This is a genomic window from Pseudothauera lacus, assembly GCF_003034845.1.
Lineage (GTDB): Bacteria > Pseudomonadota > Gammaproteobacteria > Burkholderiales > Rhodocyclaceae > Pseudothauera > Pseudothauera lacus.
In genome coordinates this window covers 144590-161861 of sequence record NZ_PZKC01000007.1, presented here as the reverse complement: position 1 = coordinate 161861, position 17272 = coordinate 144590, and the positions used below count along the sequence as shown (strand labels likewise).

Below are 17272 nucleotides of genomic sequence, written 5' to 3'. Positions count from 1 at the left end.
GCTCTAGGCGGGCGGGGCGTTGCGGCGCCCGTTGCACGCCACCACGCGGATCGAGTCGATCAGGCCGGTGCGCATGTGGCCGGGCAGGACGAGCAGGCGGACGATGAACTCGGCAGCGAACATCGCCGCGGTGAGCGCCGGGGTGAGCAGGGTGACCAGCAGCGACCACGCGCTCATCGGCCCGAAGAAGAACAGCGCCGCCGAGCTGGCGCTCATGGCAGCGAAGAACAGCGTCCACGCCACGGTGACCGCGCGCGTGTAGCGCAGCAGTTCGATGGGCAGCGGGTCGCCATGCACCAGCCGCGAGAAGTGCGTGATCATCGGCGTCGCGCCGGCACCCAGGGTGCGTCCGAAACCGATCGTGAGCAGGGTGAACACGCCGATGTGCTGGATGAAGTAGAGCCATTCGAAGTGGCTCTCGATGTGCCCCCATTGCCAGATAATGGCCAGTGCCACCGTACCCCACGCCAGCAGCGCGGGGATGCGGTGGCGAGCGCGCAGCGCCATTGCCAGCGCGATGCCCATGTAGGGCACCACCGCGACGAGGGCGCCGAAGGTGCTCGGTTCGCCGCTGGCGGTGGTCAGGTAGGCCAGTACCAGCCACAGCAGCACGGCGCTGCCGACCAGCACGCTGCGCCCGAAGCGCAGGCAGTTTTCCATCACTGCGTCCGGTTGGCGGCGATGTGCTCGCACAGGCTGCGCAGCGAGGCGAAGATGCGCAGGTTGTCCTCGTTGTCGGCGCGCAGCGAGAAGCCGTAGCGTTTGGAAACCACCAGTGCGACCTCGAGGATGTCGATCGAGTCGAGGCCGAGGCCTTCGCCGTAGAGGGGCGCGTCGGCTTCGATGGTGTCGGCGCCGTTCTCCAGGTTGAGGGCGGCGACGATCAGTTCGGCGACTTCGCGATGGAGGGCGGCGGGCTGCGGTGCTTCGGTCATTTCTTTGGCGTGCTTCTGGGCTGGGAAAGAGGAACGCGCCGGAGTTCCGGCAGCGTGGAGGGCGAATTTTCGCCCGTTTACGTTTCCGAGGGTAGGAAAAAATGCGTCTTTGGCCGTAAACTCACGACACTTGATCCGTGCATCGCCTGCGCCGTGCAGACGCTGCGGACGCCCAGATGGAATGAGCTGCAATGAACGAACCGAAGAACGTTTCCCCCCGCGCCCGTCTGCAGGAATTGCTCGCCATTCCGGACAGCCACCGCAGCGATGCCGAATGGGATGAACTGAACGAGCTGGAAATCATGTTCGCCCCCGGCAACCGTGTCGGTGGCCCCGAGTACGGCGCCCGCCAGGGCGGCGGTGGCAGTGGCGGGGGGGGCAGCAATGCCGCGCGGCGGCGCAAGCCCGGCGGCGGTCAGTCGCAGCCCCGGCCGCAGCAGCCCGCCGCTGCGCTTGCCAGTGGCGCCGGCAATGGCAATGGCAACGCCGCCGAAGCCGGCGGCGCGCGCAAGCCTGCGCGCAAGTTCCGCAAGAAGCCCCCGCGCGCCAAACCGCCTCAGGAAGGCTGAGCGTGCGCTGTCCGTGGGCCGGTGAAGATCCGCTCTACGTCGCCTATCACGACGAGGAGTGGGGCGTGCCGGTCCGCGACGAGCGCCTGCTGTTCGAATTCCTCCTTCTCGAAGGTGCCCAGGCCGGACTGTCCTGGTACACGGTGCTGAAGAAGCGCGCGCACTACCGCGAGGTCTTCGATGCCTTCGATCCCGTGCGCATCGCCGCCTGGGACGATGCGCGCCAGGCTGCACTGCTCGCCGACGCGGGCATCATCCGCAACCGCGCCAAGGTCGCCGCGGCGGTGGACAACGCCCGCGCCTGGCTGCGCCTGCGCGCCGAGGGCATCGATCCGGTGGCATGGCTGTGGAGCTTCGTCGGCGGCCAGCCGCTGCACAATGCCTGGCAGACGCTCGCCGAGGTGCCCGCGACCACGGCCGCAAGCGAGGCCATGAGCCGTGCGCTGCGCGCCCGCGGCTTCCGCTTCGTCGGGCCGACCATCTGCTACGCCTTCATGCAGGCCACCGGGATGGTCAACGACCACCTCGTCGGCTGCCCCCGCCACCAGGCCTGCGCCGAACTCGCCCGCGCCCTCTGAGCCGGCTCCCGCCATTCGCCCTGCATGCTGCAGGGCAATGACGCGGGCGGCGGTCGGTGATAGCATTGCGCACCGGAGAGAGGACAGCCGGGCTTGCCCGCATTTCCCACCCCGGCACCCAGCAGGGACGGGGTGAGAAATGCGCGCCAGGGTTTCGCGGCGCCGTGGGGGTGAATATGGGAGACGACGACAGGGGTGCGCGAGTGCGCTGCGGGTGGCAGAAGCCACACGCAGCTGTCGCCACGCCGTGCACGTTCTGCCGCAGTGGCCGGGGAGAGGCATGCGCCAGCGTCTAGGCACGGTGGTCTTCGCCGACCTCAGTGGCAGCACGGCGCTCTACGAGGCGCTGGGCAACATGCTTGCCACCCAGCTCATCACCCGCGCGATGCAGGCCATGGGCTGGCAGTTCAGCTCCGCCGGCGGGCGCGTGGTGAAATACCTCGGCGACGGCGTGCTGGTGCTCTTCGATGACAGCAATGCCGCTGTCGACGCCTGCGTGCGCCTGCCTGCCGCGCTTGCCGAACTGTCCAACGGCAGCGCCAGATCGGCGGTGCCGTCGATCAAGGTCGGCGTCGAGTACGGCGCCATCGTCGAGCACGATGGCGACTGTTACGGCGACGCGGTGAATGTCGCCTCGCGCCTTTCCGACCTTGCCGAAGCCAACGAGATCCTCCTCGGCGATGCCGTGTTCACCCGCCTGCGCGACGACCAGCGCGCCGGCTGTCACAGCCTCGACCGCATCGCCATCAAGGGCAAGTCGGAAGCCGTGCGGGTGTGGCGGGTGGACTGGGGGCGCACCGCCGAGGCCACGCTGATCTTCCCTTCCGTGGTTGGTGAGGAACCCGCCGGCAGTCCGCGCGAGCGGGCGCTGGAGCTGATCTGGCTGGACCTGCAGCGCCGCTTGCCGGCCAGCGAGGGGCCGCTGGTCATCGGCCGTGGCGAGGAAGCCGGCTTCATCGTCAACGATCCGCGCGTCTCGCGCCGCCATGCGCGCATCGAATGGTCCGGCGGGCAGTGCCTGCTGACCGATTTCAGCAGCAACGGAACCTGGGTGCGGCTGGCCGGGTCTCCGCAATCGTTGATGCTGCGCCGGGACGGCTTCGTGCTCCACGGCGAGGGCGAGATCGCCCTCGGCGCCGCACCCGACGACTTCACCGTGCCGACGCTGGGCTTCCGCGTCCTCGACTGACCCCCTTCTACGGCCTGCCTGCACAGCCCCCGGCAGGCGGCTCCAGGAACGGATCCCCGCGCGCATGAAAACCCTGATTGCCCTGATCTGCATCGCCCCCGCGCTGGCCTGGGGCGGACAGTGGTCGACGCGGCCGCTCGCCGAGGTCGTCCAGTACCCCGAGTACCGCGCGCCGGCGCAGGTCGTTGCCGCCGAGCGCGCCCGCGTCGCCGCCGAGGTGAGCGGCCGCATCGAGGCCCTGCCGGCGCGCGTCGGCCAGCGTTTCGAGCGCGGCGCCGAACTGCTGCGCATCGACGACCGCAGCTACCGCCTCGACGTCGAACGGGCGCGCAACCAGGTCGAGCTGCTCGCCAACCGCCTGCGCCTGGCCGAGGCCCAGCTCGCCCAGCATCGCGCGCTGGCGGCGCGCGGCTTCCTCAGCGCCGACGCCCTGCGCATCAAGGAAACCGAACTGGCGGTGCTCGGCAGTGAGCTGGGGGCCGCGCGCCAGGCCCTCGACAGCGCCCGCCTGCAGCTTGCCCGCACCGTCATCCGCGCGCCCTACGCCGGGGTGGTCGGCGAACGCCTGGCCAGCGTCGGCGATTTCGCCGCCCCCGGCACGCCGCTGCTGGTGCTGGCGGCGAGTGCCGGCGCAGAGGTGCATGCGCAGGTGCCGGTGAGCCTGATGGCAACCCTGCGCGCCGCTGCGGGCTGGCAGCTGCATGCCGGCGGCGAGGCGGTGGCGGTGACGCTGCAGCGCGTGTCGCCGCTGGTGTCCACGGCCGGACAGATGCAGGAGGCGGTGTTCACCGCGGCCGCGGCGCTCACGCCGGGGCTGGCCGGCGAGCTGCGCTGGCGCAGCACCACGCCCCATCTGCCGCCGGCCTGGGTGCAGCGGCGTGACGGCGAGGCCGGGGTGTGGGTGCTCAGCGCCGGGCGTCCGCTGTTCGTCGCCTTGCCACATGCCGAGGCCGGGCGCGCGGTGGCCGTCGATCTGCCCGCCGACACCGCGCTGATCGATGCCGAGCGCTTCAGCATCGGCCTGCCGGAGGCGGCGCAGTGAGCAACTGGTACGAGCGCCTGATCACCAATCATCCGCTCGCCAACATCGCCTTCGCCCTGGTCATCATTGCCGGCATCGCCAGCTACCTGGGCATGCCGCGGGCGCAGGACCCGGAGATCAACTTCAACTGGGTGAGCATCGTCACCACCCTGCCGGGGGCCTCCGCCGAGGACGTCGAACGCGAGCTCACCGCGCCGCTGGAAGATGCGCTGGCGCAGATCAAGGACGTCAAGTTCGTCTCCTCGTCGAGTCGCGAGGGGGTGTCGTCCATCCTCGTGCGCTTCGAGGAGATCGGCGAGCGCCTGTTCGACAAGCGCATCGCCGACCTGCGCCGCGAAGTGCAGAACAAGGCCGCGGCGGAGCTGCCCTTCGATGCCACCGACCCGCAGGTGCTCGAGATCACCTCCTCGAACGGCTTTCCCACCGCCATTCTCGCCGTCTATGCGCCGGCAGGCGGCGAGAACCTGCGCCGTGCGGCGTTCACGCTGAAGAAGGACATCGAGCAGCTCGCCGGTGTCGACCAGGTCCTCGCCCTCGGTCTCGACGAGCCCGAACTGCACGTCGATTTCGACCCCGAGCGCGTTGCCGCCGCCGGGCTTTCGCCGCTGCAGGTCGCCGACAGCGTTGCCGGCTGGTTCCGCAACACCCTCGGCGGGCGCATCCGCGTTCATGACCGCGAGTGGCTGGTGCGCCTGGAAGGCAAGACCACCGACCCCGAACTGCTCGCCGACGCTGCGGTGATCACCGCGCAGGGGCGGGTGGCGCTCGGCGAACTCGGCCGCGTTGCCCGCGGGCACGACCGCACCGCCCAGCTGGTGGCCTACAACGCCATGCCGGCGATCATGCTGTCGGTCAACAAGCAGGCCGGCACCAACACCCTGGAGCTGGTTGCGCGCCTGAGCGATTTCGCCGCGGCGCGCAACCAGCTGCTGCGCGCCCAGGGCGTGCAGCTGGTGATGCTCGACGACCAGACCCACGAGACCCGCAGCGCCATCGGGGTGATGGAGTCCAATGCGCTGATCGGCCTGCTCGCCGTGCTCGGCATGTGCTGGCTGTTCCTCGGCAGCCGCATCGCGGTGCTGGTCGCCATCGGCATCCCGTTCGCGCTCGCTGGCGCCTTCATCGTCGTCGATGGCATCGGCTCGACGCTCAATCTCACCGTCCTGCTCGGCGTGGTGATTGTTCTCGGCATGGTGGTCGACGACGCCGTGGTGGTGGTGGAAGCCATCTACTACCGCCTGCAGCGCGGCGAGCCGCCGCTGGCCGCGGTGGTCGGCGGCGTTGCCGAGGTCGGTGCGCCGGTGCTCTCGGCCATCCTCACCACCATCGCCGCCTTCCTGCCGCTGATGCTGCTCGACGGCATCCTCGGCGACTTCATGTTCGTGGTTCCCTTCGTGGTCACCGTGGCCCTGCTGATCAGCCTCTTCGAAGCCTTCTGGATCCTGCCCGCCCACGTCCTCGCCCTGCGCCCCGACTTCAGCAAGGCGCCGGGGCGCGCCCAGCGCCTGCGCGAGCACTACACCCATCTCCTCCGGGTACGTTATGCCCGTCTGCTGATCGCGGTGATGCGCCGCCCGCGCAGCGCGCTGGCGCTGGTCGTGGTGCTGATCGCCGGTGCGCTGGCGGCGGTCGGTACCGGGGTGGTGCGCACGCAGTTCTTCGCCTTCGATTCCATCCGCCTGTTCTACATCCACATGGACATGCCGCCCGGCGTCACCCTGGCGCGCACCCTGGAGCAGAGCGAGCGTGCCGCGCAGGTGGTGCGCGAACAGCTCGGCGCGGACGAGCTGCGTTCGGTGGTGGCCTCGGCGGGGATCAAGTTCACCGAGACCGAGCCGCTCTACGGCGACCAGTACGGCCAGGTGCTGGTGTCGCTGCAGCCGCGTGTCGGCGACATGGCCGACAGCGCCGAGATCATCGAGCGCCTGCGTCCGGCGATCATGGCCCTGGGCGGCGAAGCGCGGCCGGCCTTCCTGGAGATGAAGGGCGGGCCGCCGACCGCCAAGCCCATCAGCGTCAAGCTCAAGGCCGACGACTACGACCAGTTGCGCCCTGCCGCCGATGCGCTGATTGCCGCGCTCGCCGCCATCGACGGCACCCGCGACATCACCGACGACGACGTTGCCGGGCGCAGCGAGCTGCGCCTGCAGCCCAACCGCGAGAAACTCGCCCGCGCCGGCGTCTCCGCCGCCGAGCTGGCCCGCCTGCTGCGCCTCTATGGCGAAGGCGAGGTGGTCGGGGTGACCCGCGACCATGGCGAGAAGATGGAGGTGGTGGTGCGCGCGCGGCCGGCGGAGATGGTCGACGTCACCGAAGTGCTGCAGCGCCCGGTGCGCCTCGTCGACGGCCGCGTCATCCAGCTCGGCGAACTGGTGGATGCCGAGTTGCGGGTATCCAAGGGTTACATCCGCCATTACCAGTTCAAGCGCGCGATCACCGTGGAGGCTGAACTCGACCGCGAGCGCATCGATACCGTTGCCGCCAACGAGCGCCTGAAGGCCGCGTGGGCCGAACTGCAGCCACGCTTCCCCGGCGTCGAGCTGGACTTCTCCGGCGAGCTCGACGACATCTACGAGAGCCTCGACTCCATGGCGCGCCTGTTCGCTCTCGGCCTGGGGCTGATCTACCTCATCCTCGCCACCCAGTTCCGCAGCTACTTCCAGCCCCTGATCATCCTCGCCACCGTGCCCCTGGCCTTCACCGGCGTGGTGCTGGGTCTGCTGGTGTCGGGGAATCCGCTGTCGCTGTACACCCTCTACGGCGTCATCGCGCTGACCGGCATCGCGGTCAACTCCGCCATCGTCCTCATTGCCGCCGCCAACGAACGCCGCAACGCCGGCATGAGCGCGCTGCACGCCGCGGTGTACGCCGCGCGGCGGCGCGTGGTGCCCATCCTGATCACCTCAGTGACCACCATCGGCGGGCTGTTCTCGCTGGCGGTGGGGCTGGGCGGCAAGTCGCTGATGTGGGGGCCGGTGGCCGCCAGCATCGTCTGGGGGCTGGGCTTCTCCACCGTGCTGACGCTGTTCGCCATCCCGCTCATCTACCGCCTGGCGATGGGCGCATCGCCGCAGGCCGCCGCCTGAGCGCCGCGCCGTGGATGCGCGGCTGATCGCCGATGGCCTGCTGGTGCTGCATCTGGCCTTCATCGTCTTCGTGGTGCTGGGTGGTCTGCTGACGCTGCGCTGGCCGCGCGCCGCCTGGGGGCACCTGCCGGCGGCGCTGTGGGGGGCGACGGTGGAGCTGGGCGGCTTTCTCTGTCCGCTCACGCCGCTGGAGGACCACTACCGCCGCGCGGCCGGGCAGGCCGGCATCGAGGGCGGTTTCATCGAGCACTACCTGCTGCCGCTGATCTACCCCGCGGGGCTGACCCGCGAGTTGCAGATCGGCATGGGGGTGTTCGTGGTGGTGCTCAACCTGGGGATCTATCTGTGGGCCTGGCGCCGGAACTGCCGGGCGGGCAGACACTCCGAGTAGAATCACGCCCTTACCCCGCAGCAGGCCTCCCCCGTGTCCCCCGATAGCTCCACCCCCGCGCCGATCTTCGCCGGCGCGCGCGCGCCGCAGCAGGCCGCGCCCTTCCTGCCGATGTCGCGTGCCGAAATGGACGCGCTGGGCTGGGACGCCTGCGACGTCATTCTGGTCACCGGCGACGCCTACATCGATCACCCCAGCTTCGGCATGGCCCTGGTCGGCCGCCTGCTCGAGGCACACGGTCTGCGCGTCGGCATCATCGCCCAGCCCGACTGGACCAGCGCCGCAGCCTTCCGCGCCCTCGGCCGCCCGCGGCTGTTCTTCGGCGTCACCGCGGGCAACATGGATTCGCTGGTGAACCGCTACACCTCGGACCGCAAGATCCGCTCCGAGGACGCCTACACCCCCAACGCCGAAGCCGGCCGGCGGCCGGACCGTGCGGTCACCGTGTACGCCCAGCGCGCGCGCGAGGCCTTCCCCGACGCCGCGGTGGTGATCGGCAGCATCGAGGCCAGCCTGCGCCGCATCGCGCACTACGACTACTGGTCGGACAAGGTGCGCCGTTCGGTGCTGGCCGATTCCAAGGCCGACCTGCTGCTCTTCGGCAACGCCGAACGCGCCCTGGTGGCGCTGGCCCGGCGCCTGGCGGCCGGCGAGGCGATCGGCGAGATCCGCGACCTGCGCGGCACCGCCTTCATGGTGCGCGGCGACTGGCTGCCGGGTGCCGAATGGCAGGAGATCGACTCACTGGCGCTCGACCGCCCCGGACGCATCGCTCCGCATCCCGACCCTTATGCAATGGATCCGGCCATGGAGCCCGCCGCGGCGAACCCGGCCCCGTCGGACGGCGCCCAGCCGGTGCGCATCGTCAGCCGTGCCGAGCGCCTCTCCGGGCGCCGCGCGCAGCGCGCCCACACCGTGGTGCGCCTGCCGTCGTATGAAGAAGTGAGCGCCGATCCGGTGCGCTACGCCCACGCCTCGCGCGTCTTCCACCTGGAGTCCAACCCGGGCAACGCCCGCGCGCTGCGCCAGGCGCACGGCGAAGGGGCGGGGCGACGCGACGTGTGGATCAACCCGCCGCCGCTGCCGCTCACCACCCCGGAGATGGACTTCGTCTACGGCCTGCCCTACACCCGCGCACCGCACCCGTCCTACGGCGGGGCGCGCATCCCGGCCTGGGAGATGATCAGGTTCTCGATCAACATCATGCGCGGCTGCTTCGGCGGCTGTACCTTCTGCTCGATCACCGAGCACGAGGGGCGCATCATCCAGAGCCGCTCGGAAGCCTCCATCCTGCGCGAGATCGAGGACATCCGCGACAAGATGCCGGATTTTCGCGGTCATATCACCGATCTGGGCGGCCCCACCGCCAACATGTACCGCATGGCCTGCAAGGACCCGCAGATCGAGGCCTCCTGCCGCCGCCTGTCCTGCGTCTATCCGGGCATCTGCGAGAACCTCGGCACCGACCACGGTCCGCTGATTGCGCTGTACCGCAAGGCGCGCGCGATTCCGGGGGTGAAGCGGGTCACCGTGGGCTCAGGGCTGCGCTACGACCTCGCGGTGCGCTCGCCCGAATACGTCAAGGAGCTGGTCACCCACCACGTCAGCGGCCTGCTCAAGATCGCCCCCGAGCACACCGAGGCCGGCCCGCTCTCCAAGATGATGAAGCCGGGCATCGGTACCTACGAGAAATTCCGCGAACTCTTCGACAAATACTCGAAAGAGGCGGGCAAGAAGCAGCATCTGGTGCCTTACTTCATCGCCGCCCATCCCGGCACCACCGACGCGGACATGGTCAATCTCGCCCTCTGGCTGAAGAAGAACGGCTTCCGCCCCGACCAGGTGCAGACCTTCCTGCCCACGCCGATGGCGCTCGCCACCACCATGTATCACAGCCGCAGGAATCCGCTGAAGAAGGTCACGGCCGATTCGGAAAGCGTCGACACCGCGCGCGCCGGCAAGTCGCGCAAGCTGCACAAGGCCCTGCTGCGCTGGCACGACCCGGAGAACTGGCCGCTGATCCGCGAGGCCCTGCAGGCCATGGGGCGGCGTGAGCTGATCGGCAACCGGCCCGATCAACTGGTGCCTTGGCAGCAGCCGCTGGCCGCCGCCACCGCCCGTGCCACGCCGCCCGCGCCGCGCGCGGGACAGGCTGTGCGGCGCGGGCGGCGCTGAGCCTGGCGGTCAGTTGCCGGTCGGCTGCACCGAGATCAGGTAGCGGCCGCCGCCGACGTTGTCGAAGGCGCTGCTGGTGAGGCGGTAGTCGCCCGCACGCAGGTTGAGCTCCAGGCGGGCATCGGTGCTGCCGGTGCCGTCGTCGTCTTCCACTTCCACGCCGTTGCCTTCCAGCTTCAGGTAGGCGTCGAACTCTGCCGAGATCAGCTCGATGCGGTAGCTGCCGGCTGTGGCGATGCGCAGCGTCGCGGTGGCGCTGGCGTTCTCGGCGAGCACGCCGGTAACGGTCTGTCCGGGCACTACCACCCCGCCGATCGGGGAGACCGCGCTGAGTTCCGTGGACAGCGTGAACAGGCCGCTGCGGCCATCCACCGTAGACGGCGTGATGGTGTAGGTGCCGGGCTCGACGAGGGCGAGGATGCGCGCATCGAATTCCTGGCCGGCGCCGTCGTCATCGACGACGTCCACACCCGGGCCGCTGAGGTGGAGGTAGCTGTCCACGTCCGCAGAGCGCATCAGCACGCGCAGCATGCCGCGCTCGGCCACGGTTACCGTGTATGCGGGCGCATTGCTGCCGATGAAGCTGGTGATTTCCTCGCCGAGGGCGATCTCGCCTTCGGTGCGCAGCGTCACGCCGGGAGGCAGTTCGCGGCGTTCGGCGCGCAGGGTGTAGGTGCCGGCGTCGCTGCGGCTCAGGCCGGTGGCGGTGACCTGGTAGGTGCCCGGGACGAGGTAGGCAGTCAGGCGCGAGTTGGTCTCGCCGTTGCCGGCGCCGTCGTCGTCCTCCATGTCGAAGCCTTCGCCCTGCAGGCGCAGCACGGTGTCGAACTCCTCCGAATCGAGTGCCACCAGATAGAGGCCGTCCTCATTCACCGTGAAGCTGTAGGTGTTGCCGTCGCTGCGTCCGGGCAGTACGCCAGAGATTTCCTCGCCGAGCCCGAGAGCGCCGTCGTTGCGCACGCTGACGGTCTTCAGCGTCAGCGTGAACGGGCCGTAGGCGCTGTCGTCGACGCCGCTCACGGTCAGCGTGTAGCGCCCGTCGCGTGGCGCTACCAGATAGGCGACGTCGCGACGCGGCCCGCTGACCACGCGCTGCTGCGCGTCGAGCAGGGTCAGCATGGCGCCGGACAGGGCCCCTTCGCGGCTCACCCGTACCATCTCGCCGGCGCGCATCTGCAGCGTGAAGGTCTGGTAGCGCGAGCCGTCGTTGACGTTGAGGGCGCTGCGCGTGGTCAGCTCCCCCGACAGTTCTTCGGGAATGGCCGATGCGGCGACGCCGCTCAGCGGGGTGGAGGCGCAGCCGCCGAGCACGAGGGCGGCGACCAGGGTCTTGGTCATGAACAGGCGGTTGAACCGTGTGGAGGCGGATGACATGGTGTTCCTTTGTCGCGGACTGATGCATGGGCTGGAAAAAGGCGCCGCTGCGTCCATCCCGGCGTCGCCGGTGGATAGCGTGCGTGCGCGGGGAATATACGCCCAATTGCGCGGCCGGTGTATCCGGAAAGAATATTTTTCAATTGCGGAATGTTTCTGAAATTTCTGTCTTGACAGAAATAAAGCGCCGGCTATCATGAGCTCATGAAACTCACACCGGTCTCCGAACGATTCATCCTGCACTGGGGAGAAATGGGTGCGCGCTGGGGCGTCAATCGCAGCGTCGCGCAGATCCATGCGCTGCTCTACCTCGCCGAGCGCCCGCTGGCTGCCGACGAGATTGCCGAAACCCTCGGCCTGGCGCGCTCCAATGTCAGCAACAGCATCAAGGAGCTGCAGTCCTGGCGGCTGGTGCGCATGGTGCATGCGCTGGGCGACCGCCGCGATCACTTCGAGACCTCGAAGGACGTTTGGGAGCTCTTCCGCCTCATCGTCGAAGGGCGGCGGCAGCGCGAGATCGAGCCCACCCTCGACGTGCTCGCCGAACTGCTGGAAAGCGAGGACTTCGCCCGCGAGTCGGCCGGCGCCCGTCAGCGCATTGCCGAGACGCGCGAATTCATCTCTCTGCTCACCGTGTGGGCCGACGAGATGCTGCGCCAGGATCCCAGGACGCTGATGAAGGTGCTCAAGCTCGGCGCCGGGGTCAGCAAGCTCATCCGCCGCGCGCCCGAGTAGGGCGCAGCCGTCGGGCAGGGGCTGCGGCCCATTTTTTTGCAGCAACAGTTTCTCTTTTGACAGAAATTACGGAAACGAAAATAGGAGGCTTCGATGGACCCGCGAATCTACCCTTTCGAGTTCCTCTACGACGGTGACTGCGCCCTGTGCCGCGCCGATGTCGCCCGCCTGCAGCGCCGCGACCGCGATGGCCATCTGCGCTTTATCGACGTCCGCGCCGACACGTTCGATCCGTCCCACTACGGACGCACGCAGGCGCAGCTCCTGGCCCGCATTCACGGGCGCTGTGCCGATGGCCGCATCGTCGATGGGCCGGCGGTGTTCCGCATCGCCCTGGCCGCCACCGGCCTTCGCCGCGTGGCCGCTGCCATGGGCTGGCCCGGGGTGGCAGCGATGCTCGAACTGGGTTACCGCCTTTTTGCCCGCCACCGGCCCTGGCTGTCGCGCCGCCTCGCGCGCTTCTGCGCTGCCGACGCGGCCGCGTGCTCCAGCGCCGCGTGCGAACGGAGGCAGCCATGAGAATACTCGTCTGCGGTGCCGGCGGCTTTCTCGGCCGGGCGATCTGCACCGCCCTGAGCGCAGAGGGGCATCTGGTCGTGCGCGGGCTACGACGCCCCGCAACAGCCGACGACATCGCCATCGACTTCCGCCAGGACACCTCCGTCGATACCTGGCTGCCGCGCCTTGGCGGCATCGACGCGGTGGTCAACGCGGTCGGCATCCTGCGCGAACACCAGGCCGGCGACTTCGATGCCATCCACCACCGCGCACCGGCCGCGCTCTTTGCCGCCTGCGCGCAACGGGGCATCGACAAGGTCGTGCAGATCTCGGCCCTCGGCGCAGCGCGCGGCGGCACCGCCTACCTCGACAGCAAGGCGCGCGCCGATGCCGCCCTGCTCGCGCAGCCGGGTGGCGGCGTAGTGCTGCGCCCGGCGCTGATCTATGGCGAGCACGGCACCTCGGCGCGCTTTTTCCGCACCCTCGCCAGCCTGCCGGTGCACCCCGTGCCCGCCGGTTGCCGCGTGCAACCGGTGCATGTGGACGACCTCGTCGACTTGATCGTCAGAGTCCTCCGCTCGGTGCGTCCGCACCCGGTCATCGTCGATCTTCCCGGCCCCCGCCCGCTGAGCTTCGCCGAGCTGCTGGCCTGCTACCGCAAGGCGCTGGGGCTCGCGCCGGCAATGCGCATTCGCATACCCGGCCTGTGCTTAAGCCTTGCCTCAGGCGTCGCCGAGCGCTTTCCCGGCAGTCTGCTGACCCGTGACACCTGGGCCATGCTGCGCGCCGGCAACTGCGGCGACCCGGCGCCGGCCACCGCCCTGCTCGGGCGCCCCTTGCGCGATTCGGCGGACTTCGTTCCAGCGGCCCGATCACCCGAGCTGCGCCAGGCGGCTCTGGCGACCTGGCGCAGGCCCATGCTGCAAGGCGTATTGGCGCTGATCTGGCTGGTCACCGCCTGGGTCTCGCTCGCGGTGTGGCCGTGGGCGGACAGCCTCGCCATGCTCGCCCTCTTCGGCCTCAGCGGCGCACTCGGCGTGAGCGCGCTGATCGGCGCCAGCGTGCTCGACCTCGCCATGGCGGTGCTCACCGTGGTCCGCCCCGGGCGGCGTCTGTGGCAGGCGCAGTTGCTGCTCATCGGTGCCTACAGCGCGCTGATCGCCTGGCAACTGCCGGAATTCCTGCATCACCCCTTCGGCCCCATCCTCAAGAACCTCGCGGTGGCGGCCATTCTCGTTCAACTCTGGGCGGAGGAAACATCATGAACAGCTATCTGGTGGTCAAATACCTGCACATCCTCTCCTCGGTGCTGATGGTCGGCACCGGCTTTGGCACCGCGTTCTACCTGTTCTTTGCCAACCGCAGCGGCAGCCTGCCCGCCATCAGCGTAGTCAGCCGCCTGGTAGTGCGCGCCGACACCTGGTTCACCACCCCCGCGGTGATCTTCCAGCCACTGTCCGGCCTGTGGCTGATGTACCAGGCCGGCTGGACGCTGGAAACCGGCTGGATCCTCGCCTCGATCGCACTCTTCCTGTTCACCGGCCTGTGCTGGCTGCCGGTCGTCTGGCTGCAGATTCGCCTGCGCGACATGGCCGTGGCGGCCCAGCAGGGCGGCAGCGAACTGCCACCGCGCTACTGGCGCTATGCACGCATCTGGGAAGCGCTCGGCTACCCGGCCTTCATCGCCATGATGGTGGTGTTCTACCTCATGGTGGCCAAGCCGGCGCTGTGGTGAGGGCGGGCATCAGCCGGGCAGCCCCGCCAGCGGTGCCACGCCGCTGCCGGCAGGCGCCGGGGTGCGGGCGACGTTCATCACCCATGACACGCAGGCAAAGTAGCCGATCAGGGTGGTGAGTTCGACCACGCCCTGCTCGCCCCACAGCGCCAGCGCGTCCTGGTAGGTCGGTTCGCTCACCCCGTGGGTGTGCAGCAGTTCGCTGGCAAAAGCCCAGGCGGCGCGTTCGTCCTCGGCGAGCTTGCGCGGGCACAGGCTGCCGGCCGCCACGTCATCCAGCGCCCGCGCATCGACCCCGGCCGCCAGCGCCAGCGGCTGGTGGATGGCCCATTCGAACTGGTTGCCAACATGGCGTGCCACCACGGCGGTGACGAACTCGTTGATGCGCGTGGGCAGCGCGGACTCGAAGCGCAGGTATTCGCCTACCCTGGCCAGGCGCTCCATCAGCACCGGACTGCGCAGCAGCGGGATGAAGGGGCCCTTCACGCCCTTGCGCGGGCCGTCGATCAGGGCCTGCGCAGCGGCGCGCTGGGCGTCGTTCATCGCCTCGGCGGGCGGCAGCGGCAGGCGTTCGCGGGTGTCGGGGCCGAAGCCCTGCGGGGTCGTGGTCATGAGCGGATCTCCATTTGGGGTTGTGGGTCGGGGCTGCCGTGGAGGAGCAGCGAGCTGCTTGCCAGCAGGCCCGCGGCGCCCAGCCACAAGGCCGCCTCCAGTCCGAGCCCGAGGGCCTGGATGGCGTTGGCAATCAGCGGGCCGGCGAGCTGGCCGGTGGCGAAGGCGGCTGTCATCGCGGCCATCAGGCGGCGCGCGTCGTGACCGCCGCAGGCGCGTGCCTCCTGCAGCCCGAACAGGGTGACCAGCATGAAGGTACCGCCGACGCACAGCGCGGCCAGGCCCAGCGCCGGCAGGCCGGGCTGCACGGCGGGCAGGATCACGCCGATGGCCATCAGCACCTGCGCCACGGCCCAGCTGCGGCGCCGCGGCCAGCGCGCGAGCAGCCCGGCAGCGAGCGTGGACAGCATCGCGGCGAGGCCGAACAGCGGCCAGATCCAGCCGAACAGCGCGGGGTCGGCCAGCAGCATGCGGGCCTGTGCGGGCAGGTAGGTGGCGGGCAGGATGTAACCGAGGCCGAACAGGCCGTAGCACAGCACCAGGCGACGGGCCTCCCGCGGTGCGACGCGGTGGACGGGGGGCTGGGATGCGGCGGCGGCGTCGGTCGGCGCGGATGCCGTGCGATCTGCGCCGTGCATCGCTGCTGCGCCGGCCCGTGCGGCAAGGCCGGCGAGCAGGGTGCCGCCCAGGGCGAGCGCAGCCAGCCAGGCCCAGCCGCTGGCGGAGCCGGCATCGGCAAGGGCGACCGCGTGGCAGAGCAGGCCCGCCAGCGCAATGCCGGCGCCGACGCCGGTGAACACCACGCCGCCGAGCCCGGCGCGCCCGAGCTCGGCGAGGCGCGGCAGGGCCAGCGCGGCGGTACCGACCAGCACCCAGGCGCTCGCCACCCCGGCGGCGAAGCGCGCGGCAAGCCATACCGGGGTGGCGCCGGGCAGCGCCATTGCCGCGGTGCTCGCCACCACCGCCCACAGGCCGATGCGCAGCAACCGTTGCGGCGCGGCCCCGCGGCGCCCGGCGAGCAGGGCGCCGAGCAGATAGCCGAGGTAGTTCGCCCCCGCCAGCCAGCCGCCGGTTGCCAGCGAGATGCCGGCATCGGCCTGCATCAGCGGCAGCTGCGGGGTGAACGCAAAGCGGCCGATGCCCATCGCCACCGCCAGCGCAGCCAGGCCGCCCAGCGCGATCCACCACGCCGCGCGTTCGGTGGCGGCGGGAACGGCGGGCAGGTCGGGTTGGGGTGTCGTGCTGTCCATGCCGCACTGTAATGGGCTAGTATTTTTCCTTCCAGTGAAAAGTTCTGAACGTTTGTTCTCAATATGAGAAATATTGATCTCGACGATCTGGAGATCGTCCATGCGGTGATCGCGCATGGCGGGGTGGCGCGCGCGGCGCATGTCCTGCATCGCGTGCCGTCCAATGTCACCACGCGCGTCAAGCAGCTCGAAGCGCGCCTCGGCGTCGCTCTCTTCGTGCGCCGCGGCCGCGGGCTGGTACCCACCGAGCAGGGACGCCTGCTGTCCGCCTACGCGGAGCGCATGCTGCGGCTGGCCGACGAGACCGAGTCGGCCCTGCGCGCCGGTCGCCTGCTCGGCACCTTCCGTCTCGGTTCGCTGGAAAGCACCGCCGGCAGCCGCCTGCCGGGCGTGCTGGCGCGCTACAACCAGGCGCACCCGGCGGTGCGCATCGAGCTGGTTACCGGTACCACCGGCGCGCTGATCGGCCGTTTGTCGCGCCATGACATCGAGGCGGCTTTCGTCTCCGAACCGTTCAACGCGCCCGGCCTGGCGGCGCAGGCGGTGTTCGAGGAGGAGCTGGTGCTGATCAGCGGGCACAACGTCGGTGTGGTGCGTCGTCCGGCCGACCTCGGGCGCGCCACCCTGATCGCCTTCGCCAACGGCTGCTCCTACCGGCGCCGGCTGGAGGAATGGCTGGGCGAGGGCGGCATGCTGGCCGACGCTGTGCTGGAGTTCGCGTCCTATCCGGCCATCGTCGCCTGCGTCGCAGCCGGTACCGGGGTGGCCATCGTGCCGCGCTCGGTGCTGCTCGGCCTGCGCGCAGCCGAGGCGGTGCGCGTGCATCCGCTACCCGCCCACCTGGCGCGCAACCGCACCCATCTGCTGTGGCATCCCGGCCAGGAGTCGCTTGCCCTGCAGGGCTTGCGTTCGCTGCTCGGCGCTGCGTCGGCAATCGACGGGGCGCCGCCGCCGGTGGATGCTGCCTGCCGCCCGGTGAGCGGACGGCAGGCCTAGCAGCCTGTCGGACTTGAGACTGATCTGCTACGCCAGTGGGAGAAGCGGTCCATATCCGACCGTTTTCTCGTTGCATAGAACCACTATGCGCCTCGAAAACGGCCGAA

17 protein-coding genes are annotated in these 17272 nt (G+C 69.9%); 12 read left to right on the top strand and 5 right to left on the bottom strand.

The window, feature by feature from the left end; all coding sequences use genetic code 11:
- Positions 1–3: 3 nt before the first annotated feature.
- A complete protein-coding gene (locus tag C8261_RS17645) occupies positions 4–660 on the bottom strand; it encodes a COG4648 family protein (RefSeq protein ID WP_235864894.1) in 657 nt (218 codons plus the stop codon).
- Positions 660–935 (bottom strand): phosphopantetheine-binding protein, encoded by a 276-nt coding sequence (locus C8261_RS10455; RefSeq protein ID WP_107493646.1) that lies wholly within the window; start codon positions 933–935, stop codon positions 660–662. Before C8261_RS10455 ends, C8261_RS17645 begins: the two co-directional genes overlap by 1 nt.
- 191 nt (positions 936–1126) lie before the next feature.
- Here C8261_RS10455 and C8261_RS10450 point away from each other — a divergent pair, with 191 nt between their 5' ends.
- The 7 genes from C8261_RS10450 to C8261_RS10420 all read left to right on the top strand — a co-directional run bounded on the left by C8261_RS10450 (position 1127) and on the right by C8261_RS10420 (position 9965).
- Positions 1127–1504: a hypothetical protein gene (locus C8261_RS10450; protein WP_181358927.1), complete on the top strand. Its 378-nt coding sequence runs from the start codon at positions 1127–1129 to the stop codon at positions 1502–1504.
- Entirely contained in the window at positions 1501–2082 is a 582-nt protein-coding gene (locus C8261_RS10445; protein WP_107493645.1) for a DNA-3-methyladenine glycosylase I, read from the top strand. The genes C8261_RS10450 and C8261_RS10445 overlap by 4 nt, the downstream gene beginning before the upstream one ends.
- Before the next feature lie 280 nt (positions 2083–2362).
- Entirely contained in the window at positions 2363–3271 is a 909-nt protein-coding gene (locus C8261_RS10440) for an adenylate/guanylate cyclase domain-containing protein (RefSeq protein ID WP_107493644.1), read from the top strand.
- Between the two features lie 64 nt (positions 3272–3335).
- Complete coding sequence (locus C8261_RS10435; protein WP_107493643.1) at positions 3336–4313, top strand: efflux RND transporter periplasmic adaptor subunit; 978 nt, start codon at positions 3336–3338, stop codon at positions 4311–4313.
- Positions 4310–7399, top strand: a complete 3090-nt coding sequence (locus tag C8261_RS10430) for an efflux RND transporter permease subunit (RefSeq protein ID WP_107493642.1) — start codon at positions 4310–4312, stop codon at positions 7397–7399. Before C8261_RS10435 ends, C8261_RS10430 begins: the two co-directional genes overlap by 4 nt.
- A 10-nt stretch (positions 7400–7409) precedes the next feature.
- Positions 7410–7790: a DUF2784 domain-containing protein gene (locus tag C8261_RS10425; RefSeq protein WP_107493641.1), complete on the top strand. Its 381-nt coding sequence runs from the start codon at positions 7410–7412 to the stop codon at positions 7788–7790.
- 111 nt (positions 7791–7901) lie between these two features.
- Entirely contained in the window at positions 7902–9965 is a 2064-nt protein-coding gene (locus C8261_RS10420) for a YgiQ family radical SAM protein (protein ID WP_107493680.1), read from the top strand.
- Between the two features lie 9 nt (positions 9966–9974).
- Here C8261_RS10420 and C8261_RS10415 read toward each other — a convergent pair whose 3' ends face one another.
- A complete protein-coding gene (locus C8261_RS10415; RefSeq protein WP_181358926.1) occupies positions 9975–11303 on the bottom strand; it encodes a hypothetical protein in 1329 nt (442 codons plus the stop codon).
- A 240-nt stretch (positions 11304–11543) separates the two neighbouring features.
- Between C8261_RS10415 and C8261_RS10410 the strand changes: the two genes are divergently transcribed.
- The 4 genes from C8261_RS10410 to C8261_RS10395 all read left to right on the top strand — a co-directional run bounded on the left by C8261_RS10410 (position 11544) and on the right by C8261_RS10395 (position 14307).
- Positions 11544–12074: a GbsR/MarR family transcriptional regulator gene (locus tag C8261_RS10410; RefSeq protein ID WP_107493639.1), complete on the top strand. Its 531-nt coding sequence runs from the start codon at positions 11544–11546 to the stop codon at positions 12072–12074.
- 93 nt (positions 12075–12167) lie between these two features.
- Positions 12168–12593, top strand: a complete 426-nt coding sequence (locus C8261_RS10405; RefSeq protein WP_107493638.1) for a thiol-disulfide oxidoreductase DCC family protein — start codon at positions 12168–12170, stop codon at positions 12591–12593.
- Positions 12590–13837, top strand: a complete 1248-nt coding sequence (locus tag C8261_RS10400; RefSeq protein WP_107493637.1) for an SDR family oxidoreductase — start codon at positions 12590–12592, stop codon at positions 13835–13837. The genes C8261_RS10405 and C8261_RS10400 overlap by 4 nt, the downstream gene beginning before the upstream one ends.
- On the top strand, positions 13834–14307 hold the full coding sequence (locus C8261_RS10395) for a DUF2269 family protein (protein WP_107493636.1): 474 nt from the start codon (positions 13834–13836) through the stop codon (positions 14305–14307). Before C8261_RS10400 ends, C8261_RS10395 begins: the two co-directional genes overlap by 4 nt.
- Before the next feature lie 9 nt (positions 14308–14316).
- Here the strand turns inward: C8261_RS10395 and C8261_RS10390 are convergent, their stop codons facing one another.
- Entirely contained in the window at positions 14317–14919 is a 603-nt protein-coding gene (locus tag C8261_RS10390; protein WP_107493635.1) for a carboxymuconolactone decarboxylase family protein, read from the bottom strand.
- On the bottom strand, positions 14916–16169 hold the full coding sequence (locus tag C8261_RS10385; protein WP_181358925.1) for a YbfB/YjiJ family MFS transporter: 1254 nt from the start codon (positions 16167–16169) through the stop codon (positions 14916–14918). Before C8261_RS10385 ends, C8261_RS10390 begins: the two co-directional genes overlap by 4 nt.
- 63 nt (positions 16170–16232) lie before the next feature.
- On the opposite strand from C8261_RS10385, the gene C8261_RS17180 reads away from it, so the two are divergent.
- A complete protein-coding gene (locus tag C8261_RS17180; RefSeq protein ID WP_146161674.1) occupies positions 16233–17165 on the top strand; it encodes a LysR family transcriptional regulator in 933 nt (310 codons plus the stop codon).
- The last annotated feature ends 107 nt before the right edge of the window (positions 17166–17272 follow it).